We start from the raw sequence: 23,187 nt of genomic DNA on the forward strand, positions 1-23,187 counted from the left end.
GTTACAGTTTTCGCCATGAAGGACTCCTACGACGTCGTCGTGGTCGGCGCCGGCGGTGCCGGCATGTCGGCCGCGCTCGCCGCCTCCCACCAGGGGCTCGACACCGTCCTGGTCGAGAAGAGCGCCCACTTCGGCGGTTCGACCGCCCGTTCCGGCGGCGGGGTGTGGATCCCCGGCAACTACGCGCTCCAGGCGGCAGGGCAGGTCGACGAGGGCGACCGCGAGGCGGCCAAGACCTACCTCGACGCGATCGTCGGCGACGTCGTGCCGAAGGTGCGCCGCGACACCTACCTCGACCGTGGCCCCGAGGTCCTCGACTTCCTGCGGGAGAAGACGCCGCTGCGCTTCACGTGGGTCCCCGAGTACGCCGACTACCTGCCCGAGCGGCCCGGCGGGCGCCCGCGCGGGCGCAGCGTGGAGCCGGTCCCGATGGACGCGCGCTTCCTCGGCGACGAGCTCGACCGGCTGCACCCGCCGTACACCAAGGCACCGGCCAACCTGATCGTCACCCAGGCCGACTTCCGCAAGCTCAGCCTCGGCCTGCGCACCCTCCGCGGCCCGCTCACGATGATCAAGGTGATGGTCAAGCGACTGCTCGCGATCGTCACCGGCAAGAGGATGTTCGCGATGGGCAACGCGATCGCCATCGGTCTGCGCAAGGGCCTCATCGACGCCGGCGTGCCGGTCTGCTACGACACCTCGCTGCTCGACCTGCTCGTCGAGGACGGTCGCGTGGTCGGAGTCGTCGTCGAGCAGGAGGGCCAGCGCCGCGAGATCCGCGCGCGCCGCGGCGTGATCCTGGGCTCGGGCGGCTTCGAGCACAGCCAGGAGCTGCGCGAGAAGTTCCTGCCCCAGCCCACGTCCGCCGCGTGGTCCACCGGCGCCGCTTCCAACACCGGCGCCGGCCTGCTCGCCGGTACGGCGGCCGGCGCCGCCACCGACCTGCTCGACGACGCCTGGTGGGGACCGACCATCCCGCTCCCCGGACGCGCCTGGTTCTGCCTGGCCGAGCGCAACCTGCCCGGCTCGATCATCGTCAACTCCGCCGGCGCGCGCTACATGAACGAAGCGCTCCCCTACGTGGAGGCCACCCACGAGATCTACAAGGGACAGGCCACCGGGATCGACCACGTGCCGTCGTACATGGTCTTCGACCAGACCTACCGCAACCGCTACCTCTTCGCCGGCGTCGCCGGGCGGCAGCCCTTCCCCGGCCGCTGGTACAAGGAGGGCGTCGTCACCCGCGCCGACTCGCTCGGCGAGCTCGCCGCCAAGGTCGGCCTGCCCGAGGGCTCGCTGGAGGCGACCGTCGAGCGGTTCAACGGCTTCGCCCGCGCCGGCGTCGACGAGGACTTCCACCGCGGCGAGTCGGCCTACGACCAGTACTACTCCGACCCGACGGTGAAGCCGAACTGCTCGCTCGCGCCGATCGAGAAGGGCCCGTTCTACGCCGTGAAGATCGTGCCCGGCGACCTCGGCACCAAGGGCGGCCTGGTCACCGACGAGCGCGCCCGCGTCCTGCGCGAGGACGGGACGGTCATCCCCGGCCTGTACGCCGCCGGCAACGTCTCGTCGGCGGTCATGGGCAACACCTACCCGGGCCCCGGCGGCACGATCGGCCCCGCCATCGTGTTCGGCTACCTCGCCGCCCAGGACATCGCTCACGACAGCGCCCAGGACATCGCCAAGGAGAACGCCTGATGCCCATCGATCCGTCCGTCGCGATCGGAGCCGACCTCGGCTCCCGCACGTTCTCGTGGACCGAGTCCGACGTGCTGCTCTACCACCTCGGCATCGGCGCCGGCTCGCGCACCGGCGACAACCTCTCGGCCTCCGCCCTGCGCTACACCCTCGACGACGCGGCGCTGCAGGTGCTGCCGTCCTTCGGCGTCGTGGCCCCGACCTTCCACGAGACCGACCCGCCGCCGCTCGACCTGCCCGGGTGCGACATCAACCTCGCCCAGGTGGTCCACGGCTCGCAGTCGATCTCCGTCTCCGGGCCCCTCCCGACCGCGGGGACCGCCACCGTGCGGACCACGCTCACCGACATCTGGGACAAGGGCAAGGCCGCCGTCATCTGGCAGGAGGGCGTCGCCACCTCACCCGACGGCGAGGAGCTGTGGCGGGTGCGCTCGTCGATCTTCGTCAAGGGCGAGGGCGGCTGGGGCGGCGACCGCGGCACGGCCTCCCCCGTGGCGGTGCCCGAGCGGGAAGCGGACCACGTGTCGTCGTACACCGTGACGCCCCAGCAGGCGCTGCTCTACCGCCTGTGCGGTGACCGCAACCCCCTGCACGCCGACCCCGGCTTCGCGAAGGCCGCCGGCTTCCCGGCACCGATCCTGCACGGGCTGTGCTCCTACGGCATCGTGCTGCGCGAGCTCACCGACGGCCTCCTCGGCGGCGACGCCGCGCAGGTCGGCGGGTTCACCGGCCGGTTCGCGGGCGTCGTGTTCCCCGGCGAGACGATCCGGGTCGCCGGCTGGCGCGAGGGCGCCGCGGTGATCGGCACGGCCACGATCGAGGGCGGCGAGCGGGACGGCTCCCCCGTCCTCGCCGACTGCGTCCTGTCGCTGGCCTGATTCCGGGTCGGGGCGTTGCGGTTTGGTCCCAAACCGCAACAATTGAGGCCACCAGCATGCAGTCTCTGCCCAATCGGAACCTGTTCTACGGAGGATTCTCATGCCCACTCGCACCGGACGCACCGCCTGGAACGGCGGCCTCCAGGACGGCACCGGCCAGGCCGAGCTGACCTCCTCGGGCGCCGGCACCTTCAACGTGTCGTGGCCGAAGCGGACGTCGGACGCAGCGGACGGCACGACGAGCCCCGAGGAGCTCATCGCCGCCGCCCACTCCGCCTGCTTCTCGATGGCACTGTCGGGGCAGATCGAGAAGGCGGGTGGCACGCCGGTCGCCCTCGACGTCACCGCCGACGTCAGCTTCGGTCCCGATCCCGCCGGCGGCTTCCACATCTCAGGCATCGCGCTGACGGTGCGCGCCGAGGTCGAGGGACTCGACGCGGAGGCGTTCGCCGCTGCCGCCGACGCGGCGAAGTCCGGCTGCCCGGTCAGCAAGGCCCTCGCCGCCGTCCCGATCACGCTGGACGCGGCGCTGGAGAGCTGAGCCCGTCTCCCGGCACCGCCAGGTCGACCGGGTCGCCGACCCGGATCGTCCCGCCGGCGAGCACCCGGAACACGGTCCCCGCCCGGCGCCGCAGCGCCTCCTGTGCTCCCGCGCCGATCGTGTCGTCGAGCAGCTTGCACGGCGCCGCGACCCGGACCACCTCGAGCACCACCTCACCGATCCGGATCCTGGTCCCGGGCGCACGGGGTACGGCGCCCGCGCTGATCGTGATGTTGCGACGGGTCAGCTCGCTGGGCACCGCGCGGCCGTAGACCGTGGCCGCCTCGTCGAGGCTCTCGCGGCTCTGCACCGTGACGTGCCGGTGCCGGGTGCCGTGGTAGCGGTCGCCGACGATCCCGCGCCCCGCCTCGACCACGACGACGTCCTTCGCCTGCATCGGCAGGCGGGTCGCCTTTGCGACGTGCAGCGCGGCGACGACGGGCGAGGGATCCACGCCCCGAGGCTACCGACGCCCTACGCTCCCCGGGTGTCGTCCCTCGATGTCCGGTTGCCCGCGCCCGCGAGCAGCCTGCCGCGCATCGCGCTGGTCGCCGTGCTCGCCGGAGCCGTGATGGTCGCGGCCCCTCTCGCGGCGATCGCCTCCCAGGGCCTGGACCCGTTCGACCGCCTGGACGCCCTCATGCTCGCACTCGCCGGGCTGGTGGTCGCCGGCTGGGGCGGCTACCGCCTCGGCGCCCGGCCGCTGCTGCGCCGCGACATCGCGCTGCACCTCGACGAGGCCGGCGTCACCTTGCAGGGCGCCGACTCCGGCGCCCGGCTCCTGTGGCCGGACCTCGCGCGGGTGGAGCTGGCCTGGTGGGAGATCGTGCCGCCGTACGTCGAGGACGCCGAGCACCTCCCCGTGCTGCGCCTCGTCGCCCACGACGACCACGCGATCGCCGTGAACGGCGCCGGTGTGGTGTCCGGCCAGCTGGCGCGCGCGTTCGGCATCTCACCACCCGCGGCGGCCCGCACCGCCGTCGTCGGCCACGGCGGCCTCGGGGCGCTGCAACAGGTGCTCGACTGGGTCGGCAGCCACCAGCCCGACGTACCGGTCGAGGTCGGCGCACCGCCGGCGCTCTAGGAGCGCGCGGCCTCGGCCTTCGCCCGCAGGGCGGCCACCATCGCGTCGGGGTCCTGGGCCGAGTAGACGGCGGAGCCGGCCACGAAGACGTCCGCGCCGGCCTCGGCGCAGCGCTCGACCGTCTCCAGCGAGACACCGCCGTCGACCTGCAGCCAGGTCTCGACCCCGTGCTTGTCCATGAGCGCACGGGCGCGACGGATCTTGGGCAGGCACAGGTCGAGGAACTTCTGACCACCGAAGCCGGGCTCGACGGTCATGATCAGCAGCATGTCGAGCTCGGGGAGCAGGTCCTCGTAGGGCTCGATCGGGGTCGCGGGCTTGAGCGCCATCGACGCCCGCGCACCCGCCGACCGGATCTCCCGGGCGAGCCGCACCGGAGCCTTGGCCGCCTCGACGTGGAAGGTGACCGAGCCGCAGCCCGCCTCGACGTACGCGAGCGCGTTGCGGTCGGCGTCCTCGATCATCAGGTGCGCGTCGAGCGGGACCGGGCTGACCCGGGCCAGCGCCTCGACCATCGCGGGACCGAAGGTCAGGTTCGGCACGAAGTGGTTGTCCATGACGTCGACGTGGACCCAGTCGGCGCCGGGGATCCGGGCGACCTCCTCGCCGAGACGGGCGAAGTCGGAGTTGAGGATGGACGGCGTGATCTGGATGTGGCCCACGGGCGAGCAGTCTATGGCGCCGCGTGGCCAGCAGACACTTCGGCGTTTCTGCTCGGTTCCCGCCACCGCCGGACGATCATGGGTGCAGGGAACGGAGGAGTTCCGAACGGGGGTGGCAACGATGCCCATGATGAACAGCGAGGCCCGCAAGCGGGCCGTGGAGCGCGCGCTGGTGGCGGATCCGCGAGCCGAGGCCCGCCGCCTCGCCGACGAGTGGGACCGCGAGGCGGACAGCGAGGACGCCCGGGGCAACGGCTTCGCCGCCGTGATCCTGCACGCACATGCCCGTGAGCTGCGGGCCGCTCTCGACGAGCAGCTGAGCGCCTGACCGACCAGCAGGGCTAGTCGACGTCTTCGTCGCCTGCGGGGAGGTCGTCGCGGTCGGCCCACGCCACCAGCGGGGCGATGTCGAAGACGTGGTCGTCGATGTCGTGGTGCAGGTCGCCGAGCTCGGCGAAGCGCGCGGGAACGGTTCGGATGGTGAAGTCCCGCGGGTCGGCGTCGTCGACCTCGTCCCAGCGGATCGGCGTGGAGACCCGGGCGTCGGGCAGCCCGCGCACGGAGTACGCCGCGGCGATGGTGTGGTCCCGGGCGTTCTGGTTGTAGTCGACGAACACCGCCGCCGGGTCGCGGTCCTTCTTCCACCAGGTGGTGGTGACCAGCCGGGGTGCGCGGCGCTCGACCTCGCGGGCGAAGGCGAGCGCGGCGCGTCGTACACCCTTGTGGTCCCACTCGGGCTTGATCCGGACGTAGACGTGCAGGCCCTTGCTGCCGCTGGTCTTCGGGTAGCCGACGGCGCCGAGCTCCTCGAGGACCTCGTGGGCGACGTGGGCGACCTTGCGGATGTCGTCGTACGACGACGCGGGGCCGGGGTCGAGGTCGATGCGCCACTCGTCGGGCATCTCGGTGGCGCCGCGGCGGCTGTTCCACGGGTGGAACTCGACCGTCGACATCTGCACCGCCCAGATCACCGAGGCCAGCTCGGTCACGCAGAGCTCGTCGGCGGTCCGCTTCCAGCGCGGGAAGAACAGCTGGACGGTCTCGACCCAGTCCGGCGCGCCGGCCGGCAGCCGCTTCTGATGGACCTTCTCGCCGTCGAGGCCCTTCGGGAACCGGTGCAGCATGCACGGGCGCTCCCACAGCGCGTTGACGATGCCCTCACCCACAGCGAGGTAGTACTCGACGAGGTCGAGCTTGGTGGCGCCGATCTCGGGGAAGTAGACGCGGTCGGGGTTGCTCACCCGTACGACGCGGTTCTCGACCTCGATCTCGACCGCCGGGGACGCCATGGCTGCTGAGGGTACCGAAGCCTCAGCCCACGCGGCCCAGGGCGACGAGGGCGAGGAGCAGGCAGGCGAGGCTCTCACCGTCGGTGATCTCGCCGCGCCCGACCCGGGCGAGCAGCTCGTCGAGCGGCACCCGGTGGACGGCACGGATCCCGTCCTCGAGCATGGCGTCGTCGCCGACGTAGGTCAGGCCGCGGGCGAGGTAGACCACCTCGGGGGCGTCGGCCACGCCGATGAGGGCGTTCATCCTGCCGATCTCCTGCCACTGCGACGCGGCGAGGCCGGTCTCCTCGCGCAGCTCGCGTTGGGCCGCGACGAGCGGGTCCTGACCGTCGGCTCCCCCCGCCGGCAGCTCGAGCGAGGCCCGGTCGCCCGTCGTGTAGCGGTCGATCTCGACGAGCACGACCTCGTCGTCCTCGGTCAGCGGTACGACGAACACGGCGGGCTGGCGGACCTCGACGACGCCGTACAGCCCGTCGGTGCCGTCGGGACGGACCACCTCGTCCTCACGGACCCGGATCCACGGGTTCTCGTAGGCGATCCGGCTCGATCGGCGCTGCCACGGCTGCATCCGGCCAACCTAGCCAACCACGCCGTAGCGTGAGTCCCGTGGACTTCGACCAGCCGCCCGTGGTCCGGGTCACCGCCGAGGACCGGCTCGACCCCGACGACTGGCCGATGACCATCCCGGCGGTCGCCCAGGTGGTCCGCGACGGGCTGGAGCTCGCGAAGGGCGTCACCTTCCTGGTCGGCGAGAACGGGTCCGGCAAGTCGACGCTGGTCGAGGCGGTCGCCGTCGCCTACGGCCTCTCACCGGAGGGCGGCACCAACCAGGGGCGGCACACGACCCGGGAGACGGAGTCGCCGCTACACGGGGCGTTGCGGCTGCAGCGCGGGCTCGGGGCGGGCCGGTGGGGCTTCTTCCTGCGCGCCGAGACCATGCACGGCTGGTACAGCTTCCTCGAGCACAACCCGCGCAGCCCGACGGCACCCCAGGAGAGCCGGTTCCACGAGATGAGCCACGGCGAGTCGTTCCTGGAGGTGCTCCGCACCCGCTTCGACTCCCCCGGCTTCTACTGCCTCGACGAGCCCGAGGCGGCGCTCTCGTTCTCGTCCTCGCTCGGGCTGGTCTCCGTGCTCGACGATGTCGTGCGTCAGGGTGGGCAGGTGCTCTGCGCGACGCACTCGCCCGTGCTGGCGGCGATGCCGGGTGCGACGATCCTCGAGGTCGGCGACTGGGGGCTGCGTCGTACGACGTGGGCCGAGCTCGAGCTCGTCCAGCACTGGCGGCGCTACCTCGAGGACCCGCAGCGCTACCTGCGCCACGTCCTGGACTGAACCCGTGCAACCGGCTGTCACGCGACCGCGCCCCTGGAGCGTCAGGTGGGAGTGAAGGCAGACCGGCAGGCCGAGGAGTTCTCGGCGTTCGTGCGCGCGACCGGCACGCAGCTCCACCACGCGGCGATGCTGCTGACGGGTGACCACCACCTCGCGGAGGACCTGACCCAGGCGACGTACGCGAAGGTGTTCGTGCGCTGGGGTCGGGTGCAAGCAGCAGAGAGCCCGGTCGCCTACGCGCGAACGGTGCTGCTCAACACCTTCCTGTCGCACCGCCGACTGCGGCGCAACGGCGAGCGCCCCAGCGACCTGACCGTCGCCGACGTGGGGCCGCCCGACACCGGTCCGGACCCGGAGCTCCGGGTGGACCTGCTGGCCGCGCTGGCCGGCCTCTCCCCGCTCGACCGCGCCGTCGTGGTGCTCCGCTACTGGGAGGACCGCAGCGTCGTCGACACCGCCGCCGACCTCGGGATCAGCGAGTCGGCCGTGCGCACCCGCGCCCGCCGCGCCCTCCTGCGGCTGCGCCCGCTCATCGACCCGATCGCCGAGAGGACCCACCCATGACCGATCTCGACCACCTCGCCCCCCTCGTCGGGCCGGCCCTGCGCGAACGGCTGCGCGACGAACGCCCCGATCTCGAGCACCTCGCCGCCACCTCCCTCGCCTCCGGCCAGCAGCTGCGCCGCCGCCGCCGCGTCATGTCCGGCACCGTCGCCGGCGTGGCCGCAGTCGCCGCCGTGTCGGTCGCCGCGGGCCTCGTGACCGGCGACGGTACGGCGGCCCGCGACCGCTCGGTCGCCACCGCCCAGACCTCCGCACCCGCTGCCGGCCTGCAGGTCGGGCAGGTGCTCGACCTGGGCGACGGACTCACCGGCACGGTCGGCAAGGAGGAGGACGCCCTCCACGTCCTGGGATCGAGCAGTGAACCCGGCTCCGGCACCGGTTTCGCCGTTCTCGTCTCCGGTCCGGTCGACCAGATCGAGAGCTGGTGGTCCGCGGGCTTCGACAGCCTGCTGGAGGACTGGCCCGGCATCGTGGTCGAGGTCTCCGAGGCTGACGCCGCCGCGCTCGGCATGTTCGGCAAGGTCGACCACGCTCCGGCATCCGCGCCTGCCGGCTGGACGTGCGAGTGGTTCCTCGTCGACGACAAGGCCACCTGCACGGCCGACGACGGTGGTGTGGCCTCGCTGGTGATCCGCGACGCCTCCGAGCGGGACGCCTGGCTTTCCTCGCCCGACAAGGGCGCAGGCCCTGGCGGGTACACGACCGAGGCGCACGACGGGATCTTCATCAGCGTGCAGGGCGGCCGGGGCACCACCGACGCCGAGATCGCGGCCCTCGGCGAAGGCCTGGCCTGGGTCGACTGAGGTTCACCGACGGGTGGCCCGGGCCAGTCCGACCGCAGCGGTCGCGATCAGGACCGCGGCGGGCAGCCCGAGCGCGCCCACGCCGTACCCGGCGACGACGGCGGAGGCGAGAGCCGCGCCGACCGCGATTCCGCCGTTGAACAGCACGGGGATCAAGGCACCGGCGAGCGCGCGGTGGCGGGGACCGGCGAGGCGCAGCACGAGGGTCTGCGCGAACGGCGGGAGCGCGCCGGACGCGAGACCCCAGAGGGCGACCAGGGGCAGGCTGCCGAAGGTCCCGACCGCGAGCACAGCCACGGCGGTGAGGACGGTGGCAAGGAGGAGTCCGGGCACGGTCCGCTCGACCCGACCTGCGAGGACGACGCCGAGCGCGGACGCGAGGCCGAACACCAGCAACGCGACGGCCGGCGGTCCGGCGAGGCGGGTGATGAAGGTGTACGCCCCGTAGTGGCCGACGAGCACCAGCGCGACCAGCAGGGTCACGACGACCATCGTCCGCAGCCCTCCCCCGGTTGCCGCGTCGGGGCGCTGGTCGTTCGGCACCGCGCGGGTCGTGGGCACCACCCGGAGGACGAGCACGGCCGCCACCAGGCTGCCGCCGGCCAGCACCCCGAAGGCCGCACGCCAGCCCGCGAGATCCGCGACGAGCCGCGCGGCCGGCGTCCCCAGCACCATCCCGAGCGTCGCCCCGCCGAGGACCACCGAGGTCGCGCGCCCGAGCAACCGGTCCGGCACGAGGTCGGCGACGTGCGCGTTGACGGTGGACCACAGCAGGCCGACCGCGCCGGCACCGAGGGTGCGCGCGAGCAGGACGACGGCGTACGACGGGGCGAGGGCGGTCGCCGCCGCGGCGAGCGCGAACACAACCAGGCTGCCCGCGATCACCGCCGGACGCGCAAGGCCCCGGGTCAGCCGGACCAGCGGGATGCTCGCGACCACCACGACCGCGGCCCACACGCTCACCAGCAGCCCGGCGGCGGACTCGGAGACCGCCAGGCCACGGCTCATCGGGTCGAGGACGGCTGTGGGCAGCATCTCGCCGGTGACCATGACCAGGGTGGCGGCGCCGAGGGTGAGCAGGACGGGCCAGGGCAGCGGATCGCCGCCGGTCGGGTTGTCGTGGTCGATCGTTGCTGCGGCGTGGGGAGTGGTGAGGGCCATGTCCTCGACGGTAGAGTTTCACACTGATGTCAATGTCAAGGTCCGGCGACGAGGATGTGAGGCAGCAGACATGAGGTCACGGCGATGAGGATCGGGGAGCTGGCCGAGCAGACCGGCGTCGCCACCCGGCTGATCCGGTACTACGAGCAGCAGGGCCTGCTCAGCGCGGACCGGCTGCCCAACGGGTACCGCACCTACAGCACCTCCCACGTCGAGCGGATCGAACGGATCGCCGGCCTGGTGCAGGCCGGCATCCCCACCCGCCTGGTCAAGGTGCTGCTCGAGGCCGAGGCCGCCTGCGCCCTCGAGCAGCCCGCCTGCTCCGCCGAGGTCGCCACCCTCCTCGCCGAGGAGCTGGTCGGCCTGGAGAAGCGGATCGAGTGCCTCACCCGCAGCCGCGACACCATCCGGCAATACCTCGCCCAGGTCAGCGCCGCCGGGCCGTAGCGGAACGTCTCGGGCGGGTCGACGGGTTGCGGTTTGGGACCAAACCGCAACATCTGGGCCCGAATACATGCGGTTTGGGACCAAACCGCATGCATCCGCGGCGGTGACTCAGCGCCAGCCGAGCGCCGGCGCGACGTGCGTCAGGATCGACTCGATGACGTGCGCGTTGTACGCGACGCCGAGCTGGTTGGGCACGGTGAGGAGCAGCGTGTCGGCTTCGGCGATGGCCTCGTCGCCCCGCAACTGCTCGACGAGCCGGTCGGGCTCAGCGGCGTAGGAGCGTCCGAAGATCGCACGCATGTCGTCGATCTGCCCGACCTGGTCGTCGTCGGGACGGCCGCCGAAGTACATCCGGTCCTCCTCCGAGACGAGGGGGAAGATCGACCGGCTGACCGACACCCGCGGGGTGCCCGCGTGCCCGGCCGACGCCCAGGCGTCGCGGAAGACGCGAATCTGGTCGGCCTGCTGGACGTGGAACGGCTGGCCGCTCTCGTCCTCCTTGAGCGTGGAGCTCATCAGGTTCATGCCGAGCTCGGCGGCCCAGCGGGCGGTGCCGTTGGACGCTGCGCCCCACCAGATCCGCTCGCGCAGTCCTTCGGAGTGCGGCTCGAGGCGGAGCAGCCCGGGCGGGTTGGCGAACATCGGGCGCGGACTCGGCTGCGCGAACCCCTCACCGCGCAGCGCCTCCAAGAAGACCTCGGTGTGCCGGCGCGCCATGTCAGCCTCGGCCTCCCCCTCGGCCGGCGCGTACCCGAAGTACCGCCACCCGTCGATGACCTGCTCCGGTGATCCGCGCGAGATGCCGAGCTGCAGCCGGCCGCCGGAGATCAGGTCGGCGGCGCTGGCGTCCTCGACCATGTACAGGGGATTCTCGTAGCGCATGTCGATCACGCCGGTGCCGATCTCGATCCGGCTGGTCCGCGCGCCGATCGCCGCGAGCAGCGGGAACGGGCTGGCGAGCTGGCGCGCGAAGTGGTGCACCCGGAAGTACGCCCCGTCGGCGCCCAGCTCCTCCGCCGCGACGGCGAGGTCGATGGACTGCAGGAGGGTGTCGGAGGCCGTGCGTGTCTGCGAGTGCGGGCTCGGCATCCAGTGGCCGAAGGAGAGGAACCCGATCTTCTTCATGACTGGTTGAACCATCAACTTTCCTGGTTCATTCCGCGGCTCACGCCTTGCGCAGCAGGGCCAGGAACATCGCGTCGGTGCCGTGCCGGTGCGGCCAGAGCTGGACAGTGCCGGGCAGCGGCCCCTCGGCATCCGGTACGGCGGGCAGGTGCGCGCTCACGTCCTCGAGCCGCACCTGCGGGTGCTCGGCCAGGGCGGCGGTCACGACGTCGGCGGTCTCGGCCAGCACCGGCGAGCAGGTCGCGTAGAGCAGCGCTCCCCCGGGCCGCAGCACCCGGATCGCCTCGGCCAGCAGGGCCCGCTGCAGCCCGACCAGCTCGGTCACGTCGGCGGGCCGGCGACGCCAGCGGGCCTCGGGACGCCGGCGCAGCGCTCCGAGACCGGTGCACGGGGCGTCGAGCAGGATCCGGTCGGCGCTGGCGTCGGCGAAGGGCGCCCGGGTCGCGTCGGCCTGCACGACACCGGCGAGTCCCGCGGTGGCGGACGCGGCCCGGGCCACCAGGCGGGCCCGGTGGTGGTGCAGCTCCACGCCGGTCAACGCGGCGCCCTGCTGCGCGGCGAGGGCCGCGAGCAGCGAGGCCTTGCCGCCGGGGCCGGCACACAGGTCGATCCACCGCTCGTCGCGCCCGTCGACCGGGGCGGCGGCCAGCGCGAGCGCCACCAGCTGCGAGCCCTCGTCCTGCACACCGGCCCGGCCCTCGGCGACGGCGACCACCGACGACGGGTCACCGCCGTCGAGGACGACGCCGTACGGCGAGTACGGGGTCGGCGTACCCGGGAGCTCGTCGCGCGCGGCCAGACCGGGCCGGGCGACCAGGGTGACCCGCGGCGCGTCGTTGTCGGCGGCCAGCAGCTCGGGCAGCTCCTCCGCGCGGTCCGCCAGCGCGCGGCGCAGCTCCTCGACCACCCAGGCCGGGTGGCTGTGGGCGACCGCGAGGTCGTCGGGCGCGACCTGGGCGAGCCAGGCGTCGAGGTCCTGCGAGGCCACCTTGCGCAGCACCGCGTTGCTGAAGCCGGCCGCCCCCTGGTTGACCTGGTCGCGGACCAGGGTGACCGTGGTGTCGATCGCCGCATGCGTCGGGACCCGCATGCCCAACAGCTGGTGGGTGCCGAGCCGCAGCGCGTCGAGGACCTTGGCCTCGACCTTGCGCAGCGGCCGGTCGATGCAGGCGGCCAGCACGGCGTCGTAGGTGCCCTGGCGACGGATCGTGCCCGAGGCGAGCTCGGTGGTGAACGCCGCGTCCCGCCCGGCCAGGCCGTGGCGGGCGAGCAGCGCCGGCAGCAGCAGGTTGGTGTAGCCGTCGTCGACCCGGACCGCCTTCAGCACCTCGAAGGCGGCAAGCCGGGACGGGTCGACCGCCCGCCGCTTCGGCCTACTCAAAGCGTGCGGTCTCGGGCAGTCGGACGCCGCGCGCCCAGTCGGCCGCGCCCATCTGCTTCTTGCCGAATGCCTTCACCTCGGTGAGCCGGACCGGGTCGCTCGCCGTACCGACGAGGACCTCGTTCTTGCCGACCTGAATCGCACCGGGCGCGAGGTCGGGCCCGTCGGCGACGATCTCGACCCGGCCGAGCTTGACCCGCTCGTCGTCGAGGGTGGTCCAGGCGCCGGGGCCGGGCGTGCAGGCGCGGATCCGCCGGTCGACGCCGACCGCCGGCTCCTTCCAGTCGACGCGCGCGTCGTCGACGCTCATCTTCGGCGCCAGGCTGACCCCGTCGGACGGCTGCTCGCGGGCCTCGAGGGAGCCGTCGGCGATGCCGTCGAGGGTCGCGACGAGCAGGCTCGCACCGCCCTCGGCGAGGCGGCCGAGCAGGTCGCCCGCAGTGTCGGTGGGCCGGATCCGCTCGGTCATCACGCCGAAGGTCGGGCCGGCGTCGAGGGCCTCGACGATCCGGAAGGTGGTGGCGCCGGTGTACTCGTCGCCACCCCAGATCGAGTGCTGGACCGGCGCCGCGCCCCGCCAGGCCGGCAGCAAGGAGAAGTGCAGGTTGACCCAGCCGTGGACGGGGATGTCGAGGGCACTGCGCGGGATGAGGGCGCCGTAGGCCACCACCGGGCAGCAGTCCGGCGCCAGCGCCTTGAGCGCCTCCTGGAACTCGGGGTCACGGGGATGCGCCGGCTTGAGGACCGGTACGCCGAGCTCCTCGGCCCGCTGCGCGACCGGGCTCGGGGTCAGCTTCCGCCCCCGGCCCGCGGGGGCGTCGGGACGGGTGACGACGCCGACCAGCTCGTGGGCGGACGCGGCGATCGCGTCGAGGGCGGGGACGGCGACCTCGGGGGTGCCGGCGAAGACGACCCTCATCGGCCGAAGCCTCCCGTCGCGTGGGGCGAGACCTTGACCGTCGGCTTGTCGAGGCCGAACCACTCCGACTCGCGGATCTCGCGCATCGCGGCCTTGCGCCCCGCCTCGTCGAGGCGGTCGATGAACAAGATCCCGTCGAGGTGGTCGGTCTCGTGCTGGATGGCCCGGGCGAGCAGGTCGGAGCCCTCGATGGTGATCGGGTCGCCGTGCATGTTGAAGCCGCGGGCGACCACTGAGAGGGCGCGCAGGCAGTCGTAGGTCAGCTCGGGCAGCGACAGGCAGCCCTCGGGGCCGTCCTGGGTCTCCTCGGAGAGCTGGAGCGTCGGGTTGACGAGGTGACCGACCTCGCCGTCGACGTACCAGGTGAAGACCCGCAGGCCCACCCCGATCTGGGGTGCGGCCAGGCCGGCGCCGGGCGCGTCGAGCATGGTGTCGGTCAGGTCGGTGACCAGCTGGCGCAGCTCGGCGTCGAAGTGGACGACCTCGATCGCGGGCTTGCGCAGGACGGGGTCGCCGAAGAGTCGGATGGGTCGGATCGCCACCGCGTCAGCCTAGTGGCTGGGCCGCCAGGCTCAGAGTTCCCAGGGGTCGACCTGGATCCGCACCGGCTCGAGCTTGCGCGCCGAGCGCAGCCGCTGCGCCTCCCCCAGCGCCCGGGCGAGGGCGACGCCGTCGGCGCGCGGCACACGCAGCACGAGCCGCTCCAGGTCGGGATCGCGGGTCGGGACCGGCCCGAGCACCTCGGCGGCCTCCGGCAGGTCGAGCAGTGCCCGCAGGTCGTCGAGCGCACCGGGCGGCCCGGTCACCGTGGCGATCCGCGCCGCTGGGGGCAACCGCGCCTCGCGTCGCTCCTCGGCCTCGCGGACGGCGAACCCGGCGGTGTCCCAGCGGACCAGCGCCTGCAGCACGGGGATCGCGGGGTCCCCCACCGCGAGGGCGCGACCGCCGGGGCGGACCAGGCCGACGGCGTTGCACCAGCGGCGCAGCGCCTCCTCGGGCGCCCGCATGCTGTCGCGGCCCAGCGCCCACCAGGTGTCGAGGAGCACGACCACGGCGTACCCGCCCTCGGCGACCGGTTCGGCGCCGGGGGTGGCGACCACGATTCGCGGCTCGGGCCCGATCGTGGACCGGACCTTGTCGCCCGACGACGACACCACCGCGACCTTGGGGAAGCTGCGGCCGAGCTCGTCGGCGGTCCGGGCATCGCCGACTACCGGGGCCCGCAGCCCGGTGGCGCCGCACTCCGTGCACGACCAGCCGGGAGCCTCGGTCGCGCACCAGCGGCACCGCGGCGGCGTGGTCGGCCCGGTGAGCTCGAGCGGTCCGGAGCAGGCCTGGCACCGGGCCGGTGTGCGGCAGCGCTCGCAGGCCAGCCGCAGCGCGTAGCCCGCGCGCGGGGTCTGCACCAGCACCGGCCCGCGCTCCAGCCCCCACCGCAACGCGTCGTGGGCCTCCTTCGGCACCCGCGCCGCGCCGGCGGTCGGGTCGCGGTCGAGCGCGACGTCGCTGGCGCCGCTGACGCCGATCAGCGCACGCTCGCGGACCGCCACGCGCGGCAGCGCGATCTCCCGGGCCCAGCCGGTGTGGAGCAGGTGCTGCGCCTCGACGGTGCGGGCGAACCCGCCGACCAGCGCCGCGGTGCGCTCCTGCTCGGCACGCAGCAGCAGCACCTCGCGGACGTGGGGGTAGGGCGCCCGCGGCTCGGCGTGGAGGTCGTCCCCGTCGTCCCACACCACCACCAGCCCGAGGTCACGCACGGGAGCGAAGGCGGCGGAGCGGGTGCCGACCACGATCCGCCGCTGCCCCCGGGCGACGCCGAGGAACTCCCGGTAGCGCGAGGCCGGGCCGGGGTCGGCGTGCAACGCGACGTGGTGACCCTCGCCGAGCAGCGCGGTGAGCGCGGCGTCGAGGCGGGCGACGTCGCGGTGGTCGGGCAGGCACAGGATGCTTCCTCGTCCCGCGGCCAGCGCCGCGCCGGCCAGGTGGGCCAGCAGCAACGGCCAGTCCTCCCCCGGACCGGCCGACCACACCGCCCGCGGCGGGTGCCCCTCGCGCAGGTGGGCGAGGAACGGCGCGGCCGCGGGGTAGGCGGCCCAGGCGCGGTCGGCGGCGGTGCCGTCGTAGGCCAGCTCCGGCTCGGCCGGTGTCGGCTCCTTCTCGGTGCTGGCGTGCCGCGGCGGGACGGCGAGCCGGCGTACGTCGGCGCTCACGCCGGCGTACCGCTCCGCGACCCGCTCGCACAGGGCCGCCACCGCCGGGCTGAGCACCGGCTCGGCGCTGACCAGTCGCTTGAGCGGCGCGAGCCGCCCGTCGTGGTCGGTGGCCGCCGCGCGCGCGACGACGAAGCCGTCGACGTCCTGGCCGCCGAAGCGCACCTTGACCCGGGTCCCCGCCACGGCGCCCTCGGCCATGGCGACCGGCACGGCGTAGTCGAAGGTGCGGTCGAGATGGGCCAGCGGCAGGTCGAGCACCACCCGCGCGACCGGGTCGACCTCGGCGATCTCCGCCTCCGCGACCTTGCGCGCCCGCGTGGCCGCTGCCTTGGCCCGCCCCTCGGCCACCCGGTCCCGGACGAGCCCCGGCAGCTCCAGCGCCGGTTCGTCGGGAGTGGGGGTCATGCCGGCAGTTCTACCAGTGGGCTCAGACGCAACGCGCCCGCCGTCCCCAGGGGACGACGGGCGCGATTCCATGCGTCTGGCGAGTGCGAGCGGTGCTCGACGCGTGCGCTGGCAAGGCGGAGGCGCGCAGGCGACCGTCAAGCGAAGCGGGTCGTCAAGCGCCGACAACGCTGCCAGCGTGCGTGGCGAGCGCTGCTCGCGCCGTCAGATGCCGGCGGCGGCCTTGAGAGCCTCGGCACGGTCGGTCTTCTCCCAGGTGAACTCGGGGAGCTCGCGACCGAAGTGGCCGTAGGCGGCCGTCTTGGCGTAGATCGGGCGACGCAGGTCGAGGTCGCGCAGGATCGCGGCGGGACGCAGGTCGAAGACCTCGAGCACCGCCTCCTGGATCTTCTCGTCCGGGACGACACCGGTGCCGAAGGTCTCGACGAAGACGCCGACGGGCTTCGCGACACCGATCGCGTAGGCGACCTGCACCTCGGCGCGGCGCGCCAGGCCCGCGGCGACGATGTTCTTGGCGACCCAGCGCATGGCGTAGGCGGCCGAGCGGTCGACCTTGGACGGGTCCTTGCCGGAGAACGCGCCACCACCGTGGCGGGCCATGCCGCCGTAGGTGTCGACGATGATCTTGCGACCGGTCAGGCCGGCGTCACCCATCGGGCCACCGACGACGAAGCGGCCGGTCGGGTTGATGAAGAGCTGGTAGCCCTCGGACGGCACCGAGGAGGCGAACTGCGCCAGGACCGGCTCGATGACGTGGGCGGTGATGTCCTTGGCCAGGCTGTCCTGGTCGACGTCCTCGGCGTGCTGGGTCGACAGCACGACGGTGTCGATCCGCACCGGGCGGTCGTCCTCGTCGTACTCGATGGTGACCTGGGTCTTGCCGTCGGGGCGCAGGTAGGGCAGCGTGCCGTCCTTGCGAACCGCGGTGAGCTTCTCCGCGAGCGTCTGCGCGATCTTGATCGGCAGCGGGAAGAGCTCCGGGGTGTCGTCACAGGCGTAGCCGAACATCAGGCCCTGGTCGCCCGCGCCCTGCCGGTCGAGCTCGTCACCCGAGCCGTCGACCCGCTCCTCGAAGGCGTCGTCGACGCCCTGGGCGATGTCGGCCGACTGCGCGCCGATCGCCACCTGGACGCCGCAGGAGTTTCCGTCGAAGCCCTTGTCCGAGGAGTCGTAGCCGATCTCGAGGATCTTCTCGCGCACGAGCTGGGCGACCGGGGCGTACGCCTCGGTGGTCACCTCGCCGGCAACGACGACCAGGCCGGTGGTCAGCAGGGTCTCGACGGCGACCCGGCTCGCGGGGTCGTGCTCGAGCAGGTAGTCGAGCACGGTGTCGCTGATCTGGTCGGCGATCTTGTCCGGGTGACCCTCGGTCACCGACTCCGACGTGAACAGACGTCCGGTCATGGTGGTGGGAACTCCTGGTTGGGGGGCTGGTGGGCTGTGTTCCAACGATACGGACCGACGGAGGTGATGCTCGGGAGTCTCAGGAAAGTCGGGCGACGACCTGGTCCCAGATCAGGTGGGCGAGCGCCGCCTTCGTGCCGTGCGGTACGTCGACCGCGGACCCGTCGGCCCCGAGGATCACCGCTTCGTTGTCGGTGCTCCCGAAGACTGCTCCGCCGCTCACGTCGTTGACGACGAGCAGGTCGCAGCCCTTCCGGGCGAGTTTGGCGCGGGCGAGGTCGAGCACGCTGCCCGTGGCGTCGCCGGTCTCGGCGGCGAACCCGACGATCACCGCCTCGGGACGGGCCCGATGCGTCGAGATCTCCTTGAGGATGTCGGGATTCTGCTGCAACGTGATCGACGGCGCCGACCCGTCGTCGGCCTTCTTGATCTTCACGTCCGACAGCTCGGTCGGGCGGAAGTCGGCCGGCGCCGCGGCCATCACGACCGCGTCCGCGCCGGCCGTCGTGCTCAGGACGGCGTCGCGCAGCTCCGCCGTCGACTCGACCCGGACGACCTTCACGCCGGCCGGGTCGGGCAGGTCGACGTTGGCGGCGACCAGGGTGACCTCGGCGCCGCGAGCGACGGCGGCCCGGGCCAGGGCGTAGCCCTGACGACCCGAGGACCGGTTGCCGAGGAAGCGGACCGGGTCGAGGCGCTCGCGGGTGCCGCCGGCGGAGACGACGACGTGGCGCCCGGCCAGGTCGAGCGCACCGGTGCCGGCGGAGGTGCCGGCCTGCGCACGGGCCAGCACGTCGCGGGCGACCTCGAAGATCTCGGCCGGCTCGGGCAGGCGGCCCTTGCCCGTGTCGGCGCCGGTGAGCCGGCCCTCGGCGGGCTCGATGACCAGCAGGCCGCGCGAGCGCAGGGTGGCCACGTTGGCCGTGGTCGCCGGGTGCTCCCACATCTCGGTGTGCATCGCCGGGGCGAGCACCACCGGGCACCGCGCGGTCAGCAGGGTGTTGGTGAGCAGGTCGTCGGCCAGCCCGTGGGCGGCCTTGGCCAGCAGGTCGGCGGTCGCCGGGGCCACCACGACGAGGTCCGCCGTCTGGCCGAGCCGGACGTGGGGCACCTCGTGGACGCCGTCCCAGACCTCGGCGGACACCGGCTTGCCCGACAGCGCCGCCCAGGTGGGCGCGCCGACGAACTCCAGTGCCGCCGCGGTCGGTACGACGGTCACGTCGTGGCCGGACTCCGTGAACCGGCGCAGCAGCTCGCACGCCTTGTAGGCGGCGATGCCGCCCGAGACGCCGAGCACCACCCGGGGACCGGAACCAGCCGGCGACATGCGCGTCAGATCACTCGGAGTCGGCGGCCGGGGCCTCGGCGGCAGCCGCGGCCGCAGCCTGCTCCGCGGCGAGCTCGGCCGGGTCGATGTCCTCGCAGGTCAGCAGGTCCTCGTTGATCTCGCGCAGCGCGATCGAGAGCGGCTTCTCCTGGACGTGGGTCTCCACGAGCGGGCCGACGTACTCGAGCAGGCCCTCACCGAGCTGCGAGTAGTACGCGTTGATCTGCCGCGCGCGCTTGGCGCTGTAGAGCACCAGCTTGTACTTGCTGTCGGTCTTGGACAGCAGGTCGTCGATGGGAGGGTTGGTGACACCCTCGGCGGCGGTGTTCGGGGCAGACACGTGGCGAAGCCTCACAGAAGATGGGCGGGCAGAAGACGAGCAGAGGAGCAACAACGGCCGATCGCGAGCGATCAGCGCGAACCAACCATCAAGGTTACCAACTCCTCGACGGCAGCGTGAACTTCGCGGTTGACGATCGTCACGTCGAACTCCGCCTCGGCGGCCAGTTCCTCCCGCGCGGTGGCCAGCCGACGCTCACGCTCCTCCTCGTCCTCGGTGCCGCGACCGACGAGCCGGCGGACCAGCTCCTCCCACGACGGAGGCTTGAGGAAGACGAAGACGGCGTCGGGCGCGGACTCCCGCACCTGACGCGCCCCCTGGAGGTCGATCTCGAGCAGCGCGGGCCGGCCGGCGGCGAGCGCCTCGTCGACGGGGCCGCGCGGGGTGCCGTAGCGGTTCACGCCGTGGACCACGGCCCACTCCAGCATCTGGCCGTCGGCGACCAGGCGGTCGAACTCCTCGGCGGACACGAAGTGGTAGTGCACACCGTCGACCTCGCCCGGCCGGGGCGGTCGCGTCGTGGCGGAGACCGACAGGTAGATCTCGGGGTGCTGCTCGCGCATCGCTGCAGCGACCGTGCCCTTGCCGACCGCGGTGGGTCCGGCGAGGACGAAGAGCTTCGCCGTCACAGGCTGCTCACGCCTCGGGGGCGAACTCGCGCTCGAGCGCGGCGACCTGCTTGGCGCCGAGCCCGCGGACCCGGCGCGACTCGGCGATCCCGAGCCGCTCCATGACCTGGCGGGCGCGGACCTTGCCGAGGCCGGGCACCGACTGCAGCAGGTCGAGCACCTTCATCTTGCCGATGACCTCGTTGACCTGGCCCTGCTGCAGGACGTCCTGGATGGAGGCACCCGAGTTCTTGAGCCGGTTCTTGACCTCGGCCCGCTCCCGGCGGGCGGCTGCTGCCTTCTCGAGGGCAGCCTGGCGCTGTTCGGGGGTGAGGGGAGGCAGAGCCACGAGTGAGATGTCCTTCGGTCAAGGGGCAGCAAGCGGGCAGAGCCGCCGCTGGTCAATCTAGCCATTGCCCGTCGGACCGGGCAATGCGGGGTTGGGCGTGGCTCCTCAGCCAGCAGATCGCGTCGCAGACGTTGCGGAGCAGGTGGGGCCGGGAAGCCGTGCCCTCACATGCTCAGCGGTGTCTTGCAGACGTCACGCGCCTGCTGCTCGACATGGGACAGCGCGGTCGCCGTCTCCGCCGCCCCGAGGCGCACGGCGGCGGTGTCGATCGCCTCCTTGTCGGCGGCGGGCAGGCCGGTGGGCGGCTCCTCGACGTTGTACGTCGACGCGTCGACCCCGGCGTCGTCGAGCGCGTCCTTCAGCGCCCGGATCCGCTCGACGACGAGGCTCCAGTCGGCCCGGATGTCCTCGGGCGACTCCTCGGCCAGCGCCTCGAAGCTCGGTAGCGCCCGCAACAGCCCGGTCGTCGGGCCGGCCCCGAGTGCGGCGCCGATGTCCTCGCGGCGCTCGGTCACGGCCGAGCAGTACGCCGCGAACGGGTCCTCGTCACCCCCGGTGCCGCGCAGCAGGAGGAGGCCGACCGCCAGCGCTGCGACGAGCGTCACGACGAGGGGCAGGTGGCGACGCAGCACGCTCAGCCCCGCAGCGCGCGCAGCTCGTCGTTGGTCCGCAGCACGGCGTCGCGCATCGCCGCCGCGTCGGGCCCCAGGCGCAGCACGCCCCGCGACGAGCTGGCGAGCACGTGTCCGGCGCTGGCCCCGAAGATCCGGCGGATGTCGTCGGTGGTGCCGCCCTGCTCGCCGTACCCGGGCGCCAGGATCGGGCCGTTGAACGCCAGGTCCAGGCCTCGGTCGTCCTCGAGCGTGGCGCCCACGACAGCGCCGAAGGAGCCGAGCGGGGTGGCGTCGGCGTTGAGTCGGCGCAGGTGGTCGAGCATCGTCGCGGAGACGCTGTGGCCGCCGGTGACCGCCTCCTGCACCTCGGGCCCCTCCTTGTTGGAGGTCGCGGCGAGCACGAACAGGCCGGCATCGTGCTGGGTCGCCGTGTCGACGAAGGGCTGCAGCGAGCCGAAGCCCAGGAACGGGCTGACCGTGACCGCGTCGGAGGCGAGCGGCGAGGCCGGATCGAGGTAGGCGTCGGCGTAGGCCTGCGAGGTCGAGCCGATGTCGCCCCGCTTGATGTCCAGCAGCACCAGGGCGCCGGCCGCACGGGACTCCGCGATCACGCGCTCGAGTACGGCGACGCCGCGGCTGCCGAAGCGCTCGTAGAACGCGGACTGCGGCTTCACGATGCTGCAGTGGGGCGCGACCGCCTCGACGGCCCCGAGGGCGAACCGCTCGAGCCCGGCGACGTCGTCGTCGTACCCCCAGGCCCGCAGGAGTGCGGCGTGCGGGTCGATCCCGACACAGAACGGGCCGCGGTCGGCCACGGCGGCGTGGAGGCGGGCGCCGAAACTCATCAGGGAACTCTCCGCAGGGCGTCGGGGCCGAGGTCGGCCAGGGTGGAGTAGCCGTCGACGGCCATGATCAGGTCGGCCTCGGCCTGCAGGGCGCGGACCTGGTGGACCGCGCCAGGCACGCCGCCGAGCGCCAGGCCGTAGACGTAGGGCCGGCCGATCGCGACCGCGTCGGCACCGAGGGCGAGCGCCTTGACGACGTCGGCGCCGGTGCGGACACCGGAGTCGAAGACCACGGGTGCGCGGCCGTCGACCGCGGTGACGATGTCGGGCAGCCAGTCGAGGGCCGCTCCCCCGCCGTTGGCCTGGCGTCCGCCGTGGTTGGAGCAGTAGATGCCGTCCGCGCCCTCGTCGAGCGCTCGCCGCGCGTCGTCGGGGTGGCAGATGCCCTTGAGCACGATCGGCAGGTCGGTCAGCGACCGCAACCAGGGCAGGTCCTCCCAGGTGACCGGGTGCCCGAAGGTGCCGACCCAGGTCATCACGACCGTGCCGGGGTCGGGGTTCGGCCCGGTCATCTGCTGGAAGACCGGGTCGGAGGTGTAGTTGGCCAGCGCCTTTGCGCGCAGCTGCGGGAAGTTGCCGCTGGCGAGGTCCCGCGGACGCCATCCCGGCACCCAGGTGTCGAGGGTGATCACGATCGCCTCGTAGCCGGCCTTCTCGGCGCGCTGGACGAGGCTGGCGGCGAGGTCGCGGTTCTTCGGCGTGTAGAGCTGGAACCACTTCCCTGCCTCGCCCGTGGCCGCGGCCACGTCCTCGAGCGGGTCGCTCATCAACGTCGAGCCGATGAGGGGTACGCCGGTCGCGGCGGCCACCTCCGCGGCGTGCACGTCGCCGTGCTGGTCGGGCGTGCAGATCCCCACGACGCCGACAGGAGCGAGCAGCAGCGGGCTGGCCAGGGTGCGGCCGAAGAGCTCCACGGACAGGTCGCGCTCCGCCGAGGCCCGCAGCATGCGCGGCACGACGGCGTAGCGCTGGAAGGCCGCCACGTTGGCACGCTGGGTCGCCTCGTCGCCGGCTCCCCCGGCGACGTAGGTCCGCAGCTCGGGCGGCAGCGCCGCGAGGGCACGGGTCTCCAGGTCGGCGTGGTCGAACGGGTGCGCGGGGAGCACCCCGCCGAGAGCGCCGAGGTAGAGCTCGATCTGGTAGTCCCCGAAGCTCACCGCGCCACCTCCGAGCCTGCGAGGAGGTGGATCCT

At 73.2% G+C, this 23,187-nt stretch carries 27 protein-coding genes; 9 read left to right on the plus strand and 18 right to left on the minus strand.

What is annotated here, in order from left to right; genetic code table 11:
* The first annotated feature begins 15 nt into the window (after positions 1 to 15).
* From kstD to KU893_RS06775, 3 genes are all read left to right on the plus strand, one after another.
* Positions 16 to 1,701, plus strand: a complete 1,686-nt coding sequence (gene kstD, locus KU893_RS06765; protein WP_218233592.1) for a 3-oxosteroid 1-dehydrogenase — start codon at positions 16 to 18, stop codon at positions 1,699 to 1,701.
* On the plus strand, positions 1,701 to 2,579 hold the full coding sequence (gene chsH3, locus KU893_RS06770) for an enoyl-CoA hydratase ChsH3 (protein WP_218233593.1): 879 nt from the start codon (positions 1,701 to 1,703) through the stop codon (positions 2,577 to 2,579). The genes kstD and chsH3 overlap by 1 nt, the downstream gene beginning before the upstream one ends.
* A gap of 100 nt (positions 2,580 to 2,679) precedes the next feature.
* Positions 2,680 to 3,120 (plus strand): OsmC family peroxiredoxin, encoded by a 441-nt coding sequence (locus tag KU893_RS06775; RefSeq protein WP_218233594.1) that lies wholly within the window; start codon positions 2,680 to 2,682, stop codon positions 3,118 to 3,120.
* On the opposite strand, the gene KU893_RS06780 is transcribed toward KU893_RS06775, so the two are convergent.
* Positions 3,092 to 3,574 carry an MOSC domain-containing protein gene (locus KU893_RS06780; RefSeq protein WP_218233595.1) on the minus strand — a complete coding sequence of 161 codons (483 nt, stop codon included), beginning with the start codon at positions 3,572 to 3,574 and terminating at the stop codon, positions 3,092 to 3,094. The genes KU893_RS06775 and KU893_RS06780 overlap by 29 nt on opposite strands.
* A 33-nt stretch (positions 3,575 to 3,607) precedes the next feature.
* Between KU893_RS06780 and KU893_RS06785 the strand changes: the two genes are divergently transcribed.
* Entirely contained in the window at positions 3,608 to 4,204 is a 597-nt protein-coding gene (locus KU893_RS06785) for a hypothetical protein (protein WP_218233596.1), read from the plus strand.
* On the opposite strand, the gene rpe is transcribed toward KU893_RS06785, so the two are convergent.
* The gene (gene rpe / locus KU893_RS06790) at positions 4,201 to 4,866 is read right to left on the minus strand and encodes a ribulose-phosphate 3-epimerase (protein WP_218233597.1); all 666 of its coding nucleotides are present in this window, start codon (positions 4,864 to 4,866) and stop codon (positions 4,201 to 4,203) included. The two genes, KU893_RS06785 and rpe, sit on opposite strands and share 4 nt — an antisense overlap.
* Before the next feature lie 127 nt (positions 4,867 to 4,993).
* Between rpe and KU893_RS06795 the strand changes: the two genes are divergently transcribed.
* A complete protein-coding gene (locus tag KU893_RS06795) occupies positions 4,994 to 5,194 on the plus strand; it encodes a hypothetical protein (protein WP_218233598.1) in 201 nt (66 codons plus the stop codon).
* Positions 5,195 to 5,207: 13 nt separating this feature from the next.
* Here the strand turns inward: KU893_RS06795 and ligD are convergent, their stop codons facing one another.
* Together ligD and KU893_RS06805 are read right to left on the minus strand one after the other, a co-directional pair.
* Entirely contained in the window at positions 5,208 to 6,155 is a 948-nt protein-coding gene (gene ligD / locus KU893_RS06800) for a non-homologous end-joining DNA ligase (protein ID WP_218233599.1), read from the minus strand.
* Positions 6,156 to 6,177: 22 nt separating this feature from the next.
* Positions 6,178 to 6,723, minus strand: a complete 546-nt coding sequence (locus KU893_RS06805) for an NUDIX domain-containing protein (protein ID WP_218233600.1) — start codon at positions 6,721 to 6,723, stop codon at positions 6,178 to 6,180.
* A gap of 38 nt (positions 6,724 to 6,761) precedes the next feature.
* On the opposite strand from KU893_RS06805, the gene KU893_RS06810 reads away from it, so the two are divergent.
* From KU893_RS06810 to KU893_RS06820, 3 genes are read left to right on the plus strand one after another with little or no spacing between them, the layout of a single operon-like run.
* Complete coding sequence (locus KU893_RS06810; protein WP_257441464.1) at positions 6,762 to 7,490, plus strand: AAA family ATPase; 729 nt, start codon at positions 6,762 to 6,764, stop codon at positions 7,488 to 7,490.
* A gap of 45 nt (positions 7,491 to 7,535) precedes the next feature.
* Positions 7,536 to 8,054 (plus strand): SigE family RNA polymerase sigma factor, encoded by a 519-nt coding sequence (locus KU893_RS06815; protein WP_257441459.1) that lies wholly within the window; start codon positions 7,536 to 7,538, stop codon positions 8,052 to 8,054.
* Positions 8,051 to 8,857, plus strand: coding sequence for a hypothetical protein (locus KU893_RS06820; RefSeq protein WP_218233601.1), 807 nt, complete (start codon positions 8,051 to 8,053; stop codon positions 8,855 to 8,857). The genes KU893_RS06815 and KU893_RS06820 overlap by 4 nt, the downstream gene beginning before the upstream one ends.
* Before the next feature lie 3 nt (positions 8,858 to 8,860).
* Here KU893_RS06820 and KU893_RS06825 read toward each other — a convergent pair whose 3' ends face one another.
* Positions 8,861 to 10,018 carry an MFS transporter gene (locus tag KU893_RS06825; protein ID WP_218233602.1) on the minus strand — a complete coding sequence of 386 codons (1,158 nt, stop codon included), beginning with the start codon at positions 10,016 to 10,018 and terminating at the stop codon, positions 8,861 to 8,863.
* Positions 10,019 to 10,102: 84 nt separating this feature from the next.
* Here KU893_RS06825 and KU893_RS06830 point away from each other — a divergent pair, with 84 nt between their 5' ends.
* The gene (locus KU893_RS06830) at positions 10,103 to 10,465 is read left to right on the plus strand and encodes a MerR family transcriptional regulator (RefSeq protein ID WP_218233603.1); all 363 of its coding nucleotides are present in this window, start codon (positions 10,103 to 10,105) and stop codon (positions 10,463 to 10,465) included.
* 108 nt (positions 10,466 to 10,573) lie between these two features.
* On the opposite strand, the gene KU893_RS06835 is transcribed toward KU893_RS06830, so the two are convergent.
* The 13 genes from KU893_RS06835 to KU893_RS06895 form a co-directional block, all read right to left on the minus strand.
* Positions 10,574 to 11,590, minus strand: coding sequence for an LLM class flavin-dependent oxidoreductase (locus KU893_RS06835; RefSeq protein WP_218233604.1), 1,017 nt, complete (start codon positions 11,588 to 11,590; stop codon positions 10,574 to 10,576).
* Positions 11,591 to 11,630: 40 nt separating this feature from the next.
* Complete coding sequence (locus KU893_RS06840; protein ID WP_218233605.1) at positions 11,631 to 12,971, minus strand: RsmB/NOP family class I SAM-dependent RNA methyltransferase; 1,341 nt, start codon at positions 12,969 to 12,971, stop codon at positions 11,631 to 11,633.
* A complete protein-coding gene (gene fmt / locus KU893_RS06845; protein WP_218233606.1) occupies positions 12,964 to 13,890 on the minus strand; it encodes a methionyl-tRNA formyltransferase in 927 nt (308 codons plus the stop codon). The genes KU893_RS06840 and fmt overlap by 8 nt, the downstream gene beginning before the upstream one ends.
* Positions 13,887 to 14,432, minus strand: coding sequence for a peptide deformylase (gene def / locus KU893_RS06850; protein WP_218233607.1), 546 nt, complete (start codon positions 14,430 to 14,432; stop codon positions 13,887 to 13,889). The genes fmt and def overlap by 4 nt, the downstream gene beginning before the upstream one ends.
* Positions 14,433 to 14,462: 30 nt before the next feature.
* Complete coding sequence (locus KU893_RS06855; protein WP_218233608.1) at positions 14,463 to 16,508, minus strand: primosomal protein N'; 2,046 nt, start codon at positions 16,506 to 16,508, stop codon at positions 14,463 to 14,465.
* A gap of 204 nt (positions 16,509 to 16,712) precedes the next feature.
* Positions 16,713 to 17,912, minus strand: coding sequence for a methionine adenosyltransferase (gene metK / locus KU893_RS06860; RefSeq protein ID WP_218233609.1), 1,200 nt, complete (start codon positions 17,910 to 17,912; stop codon positions 16,713 to 16,715).
* Positions 17,913 to 17,991: 79 nt separating this feature from the next.
* Positions 17,992 to 19,239, minus strand: coding sequence for a bifunctional phosphopantothenoylcysteine decarboxylase/phosphopantothenate--cysteine ligase CoaBC (gene coaBC / locus KU893_RS06865; protein ID WP_218233610.1), 1,248 nt, complete (start codon positions 19,237 to 19,239; stop codon positions 17,992 to 17,994).
* 10 nt (positions 19,240 to 19,249) lie between these two features.
* A complete protein-coding gene (rpoZ, locus tag KU893_RS06870) occupies positions 19,250 to 19,579 on the minus strand; it encodes a DNA-directed RNA polymerase subunit omega (RefSeq protein WP_218233611.1) in 330 nt (109 codons plus the stop codon).
* Between the two features lie 71 nt (positions 19,580 to 19,650).
* Complete coding sequence (gene gmk / locus KU893_RS06875; protein WP_218233612.1) at positions 19,651 to 20,208, minus strand: guanylate kinase; 558 nt, start codon at positions 20,206 to 20,208, stop codon at positions 19,651 to 19,653.
* A 7-nt stretch (positions 20,209 to 20,215) separates the two neighbouring features.
* The gene (gene mihF / locus KU893_RS06880) at positions 20,216 to 20,536 is read right to left on the minus strand and encodes an integration host factor, actinobacterial type (protein ID WP_141799028.1); all 321 of its coding nucleotides are present in this window, start codon (positions 20,534 to 20,536) and stop codon (positions 20,216 to 20,218) included.
* Positions 20,537 to 20,700: 164 nt separating this feature from the next.
* Positions 20,701 to 21,168: a hypothetical protein gene (locus KU893_RS06885; protein ID WP_218233613.1), complete on the minus strand. Its 468-nt coding sequence runs from the start codon at positions 21,166 to 21,168 to the stop codon at positions 20,701 to 20,703.
* Positions 21,169 to 21,170: 2 nt separating this feature from the next.
* Entirely contained in the window at positions 21,171 to 21,995 is an 825-nt protein-coding gene (pyrF, locus tag KU893_RS06890; protein ID WP_218233614.1) for an orotidine-5'-phosphate decarboxylase, read from the minus strand.
* Positions 21,995 to 23,152: an alpha-hydroxy-acid oxidizing protein gene (locus tag KU893_RS06895; RefSeq protein WP_218233615.1), complete on the minus strand. Its 1,158-nt coding sequence runs from the start codon at positions 23,150 to 23,152 to the stop codon at positions 21,995 to 21,997. Before KU893_RS06895 ends, pyrF begins: the two co-directional genes overlap by 1 nt.
* Positions 23,153 to 23,187 lie beyond the last annotated feature (35 nt).

Origin of the sequence: Nocardioides daeguensis (genome assembly GCF_019192965.1) — a bacterium.
Classification (GTDB): domain Bacteria; phylum Actinomycetota; class Actinomycetes; order Propionibacteriales; family Nocardioidaceae; genus Nocardioides; species Nocardioides daeguensis.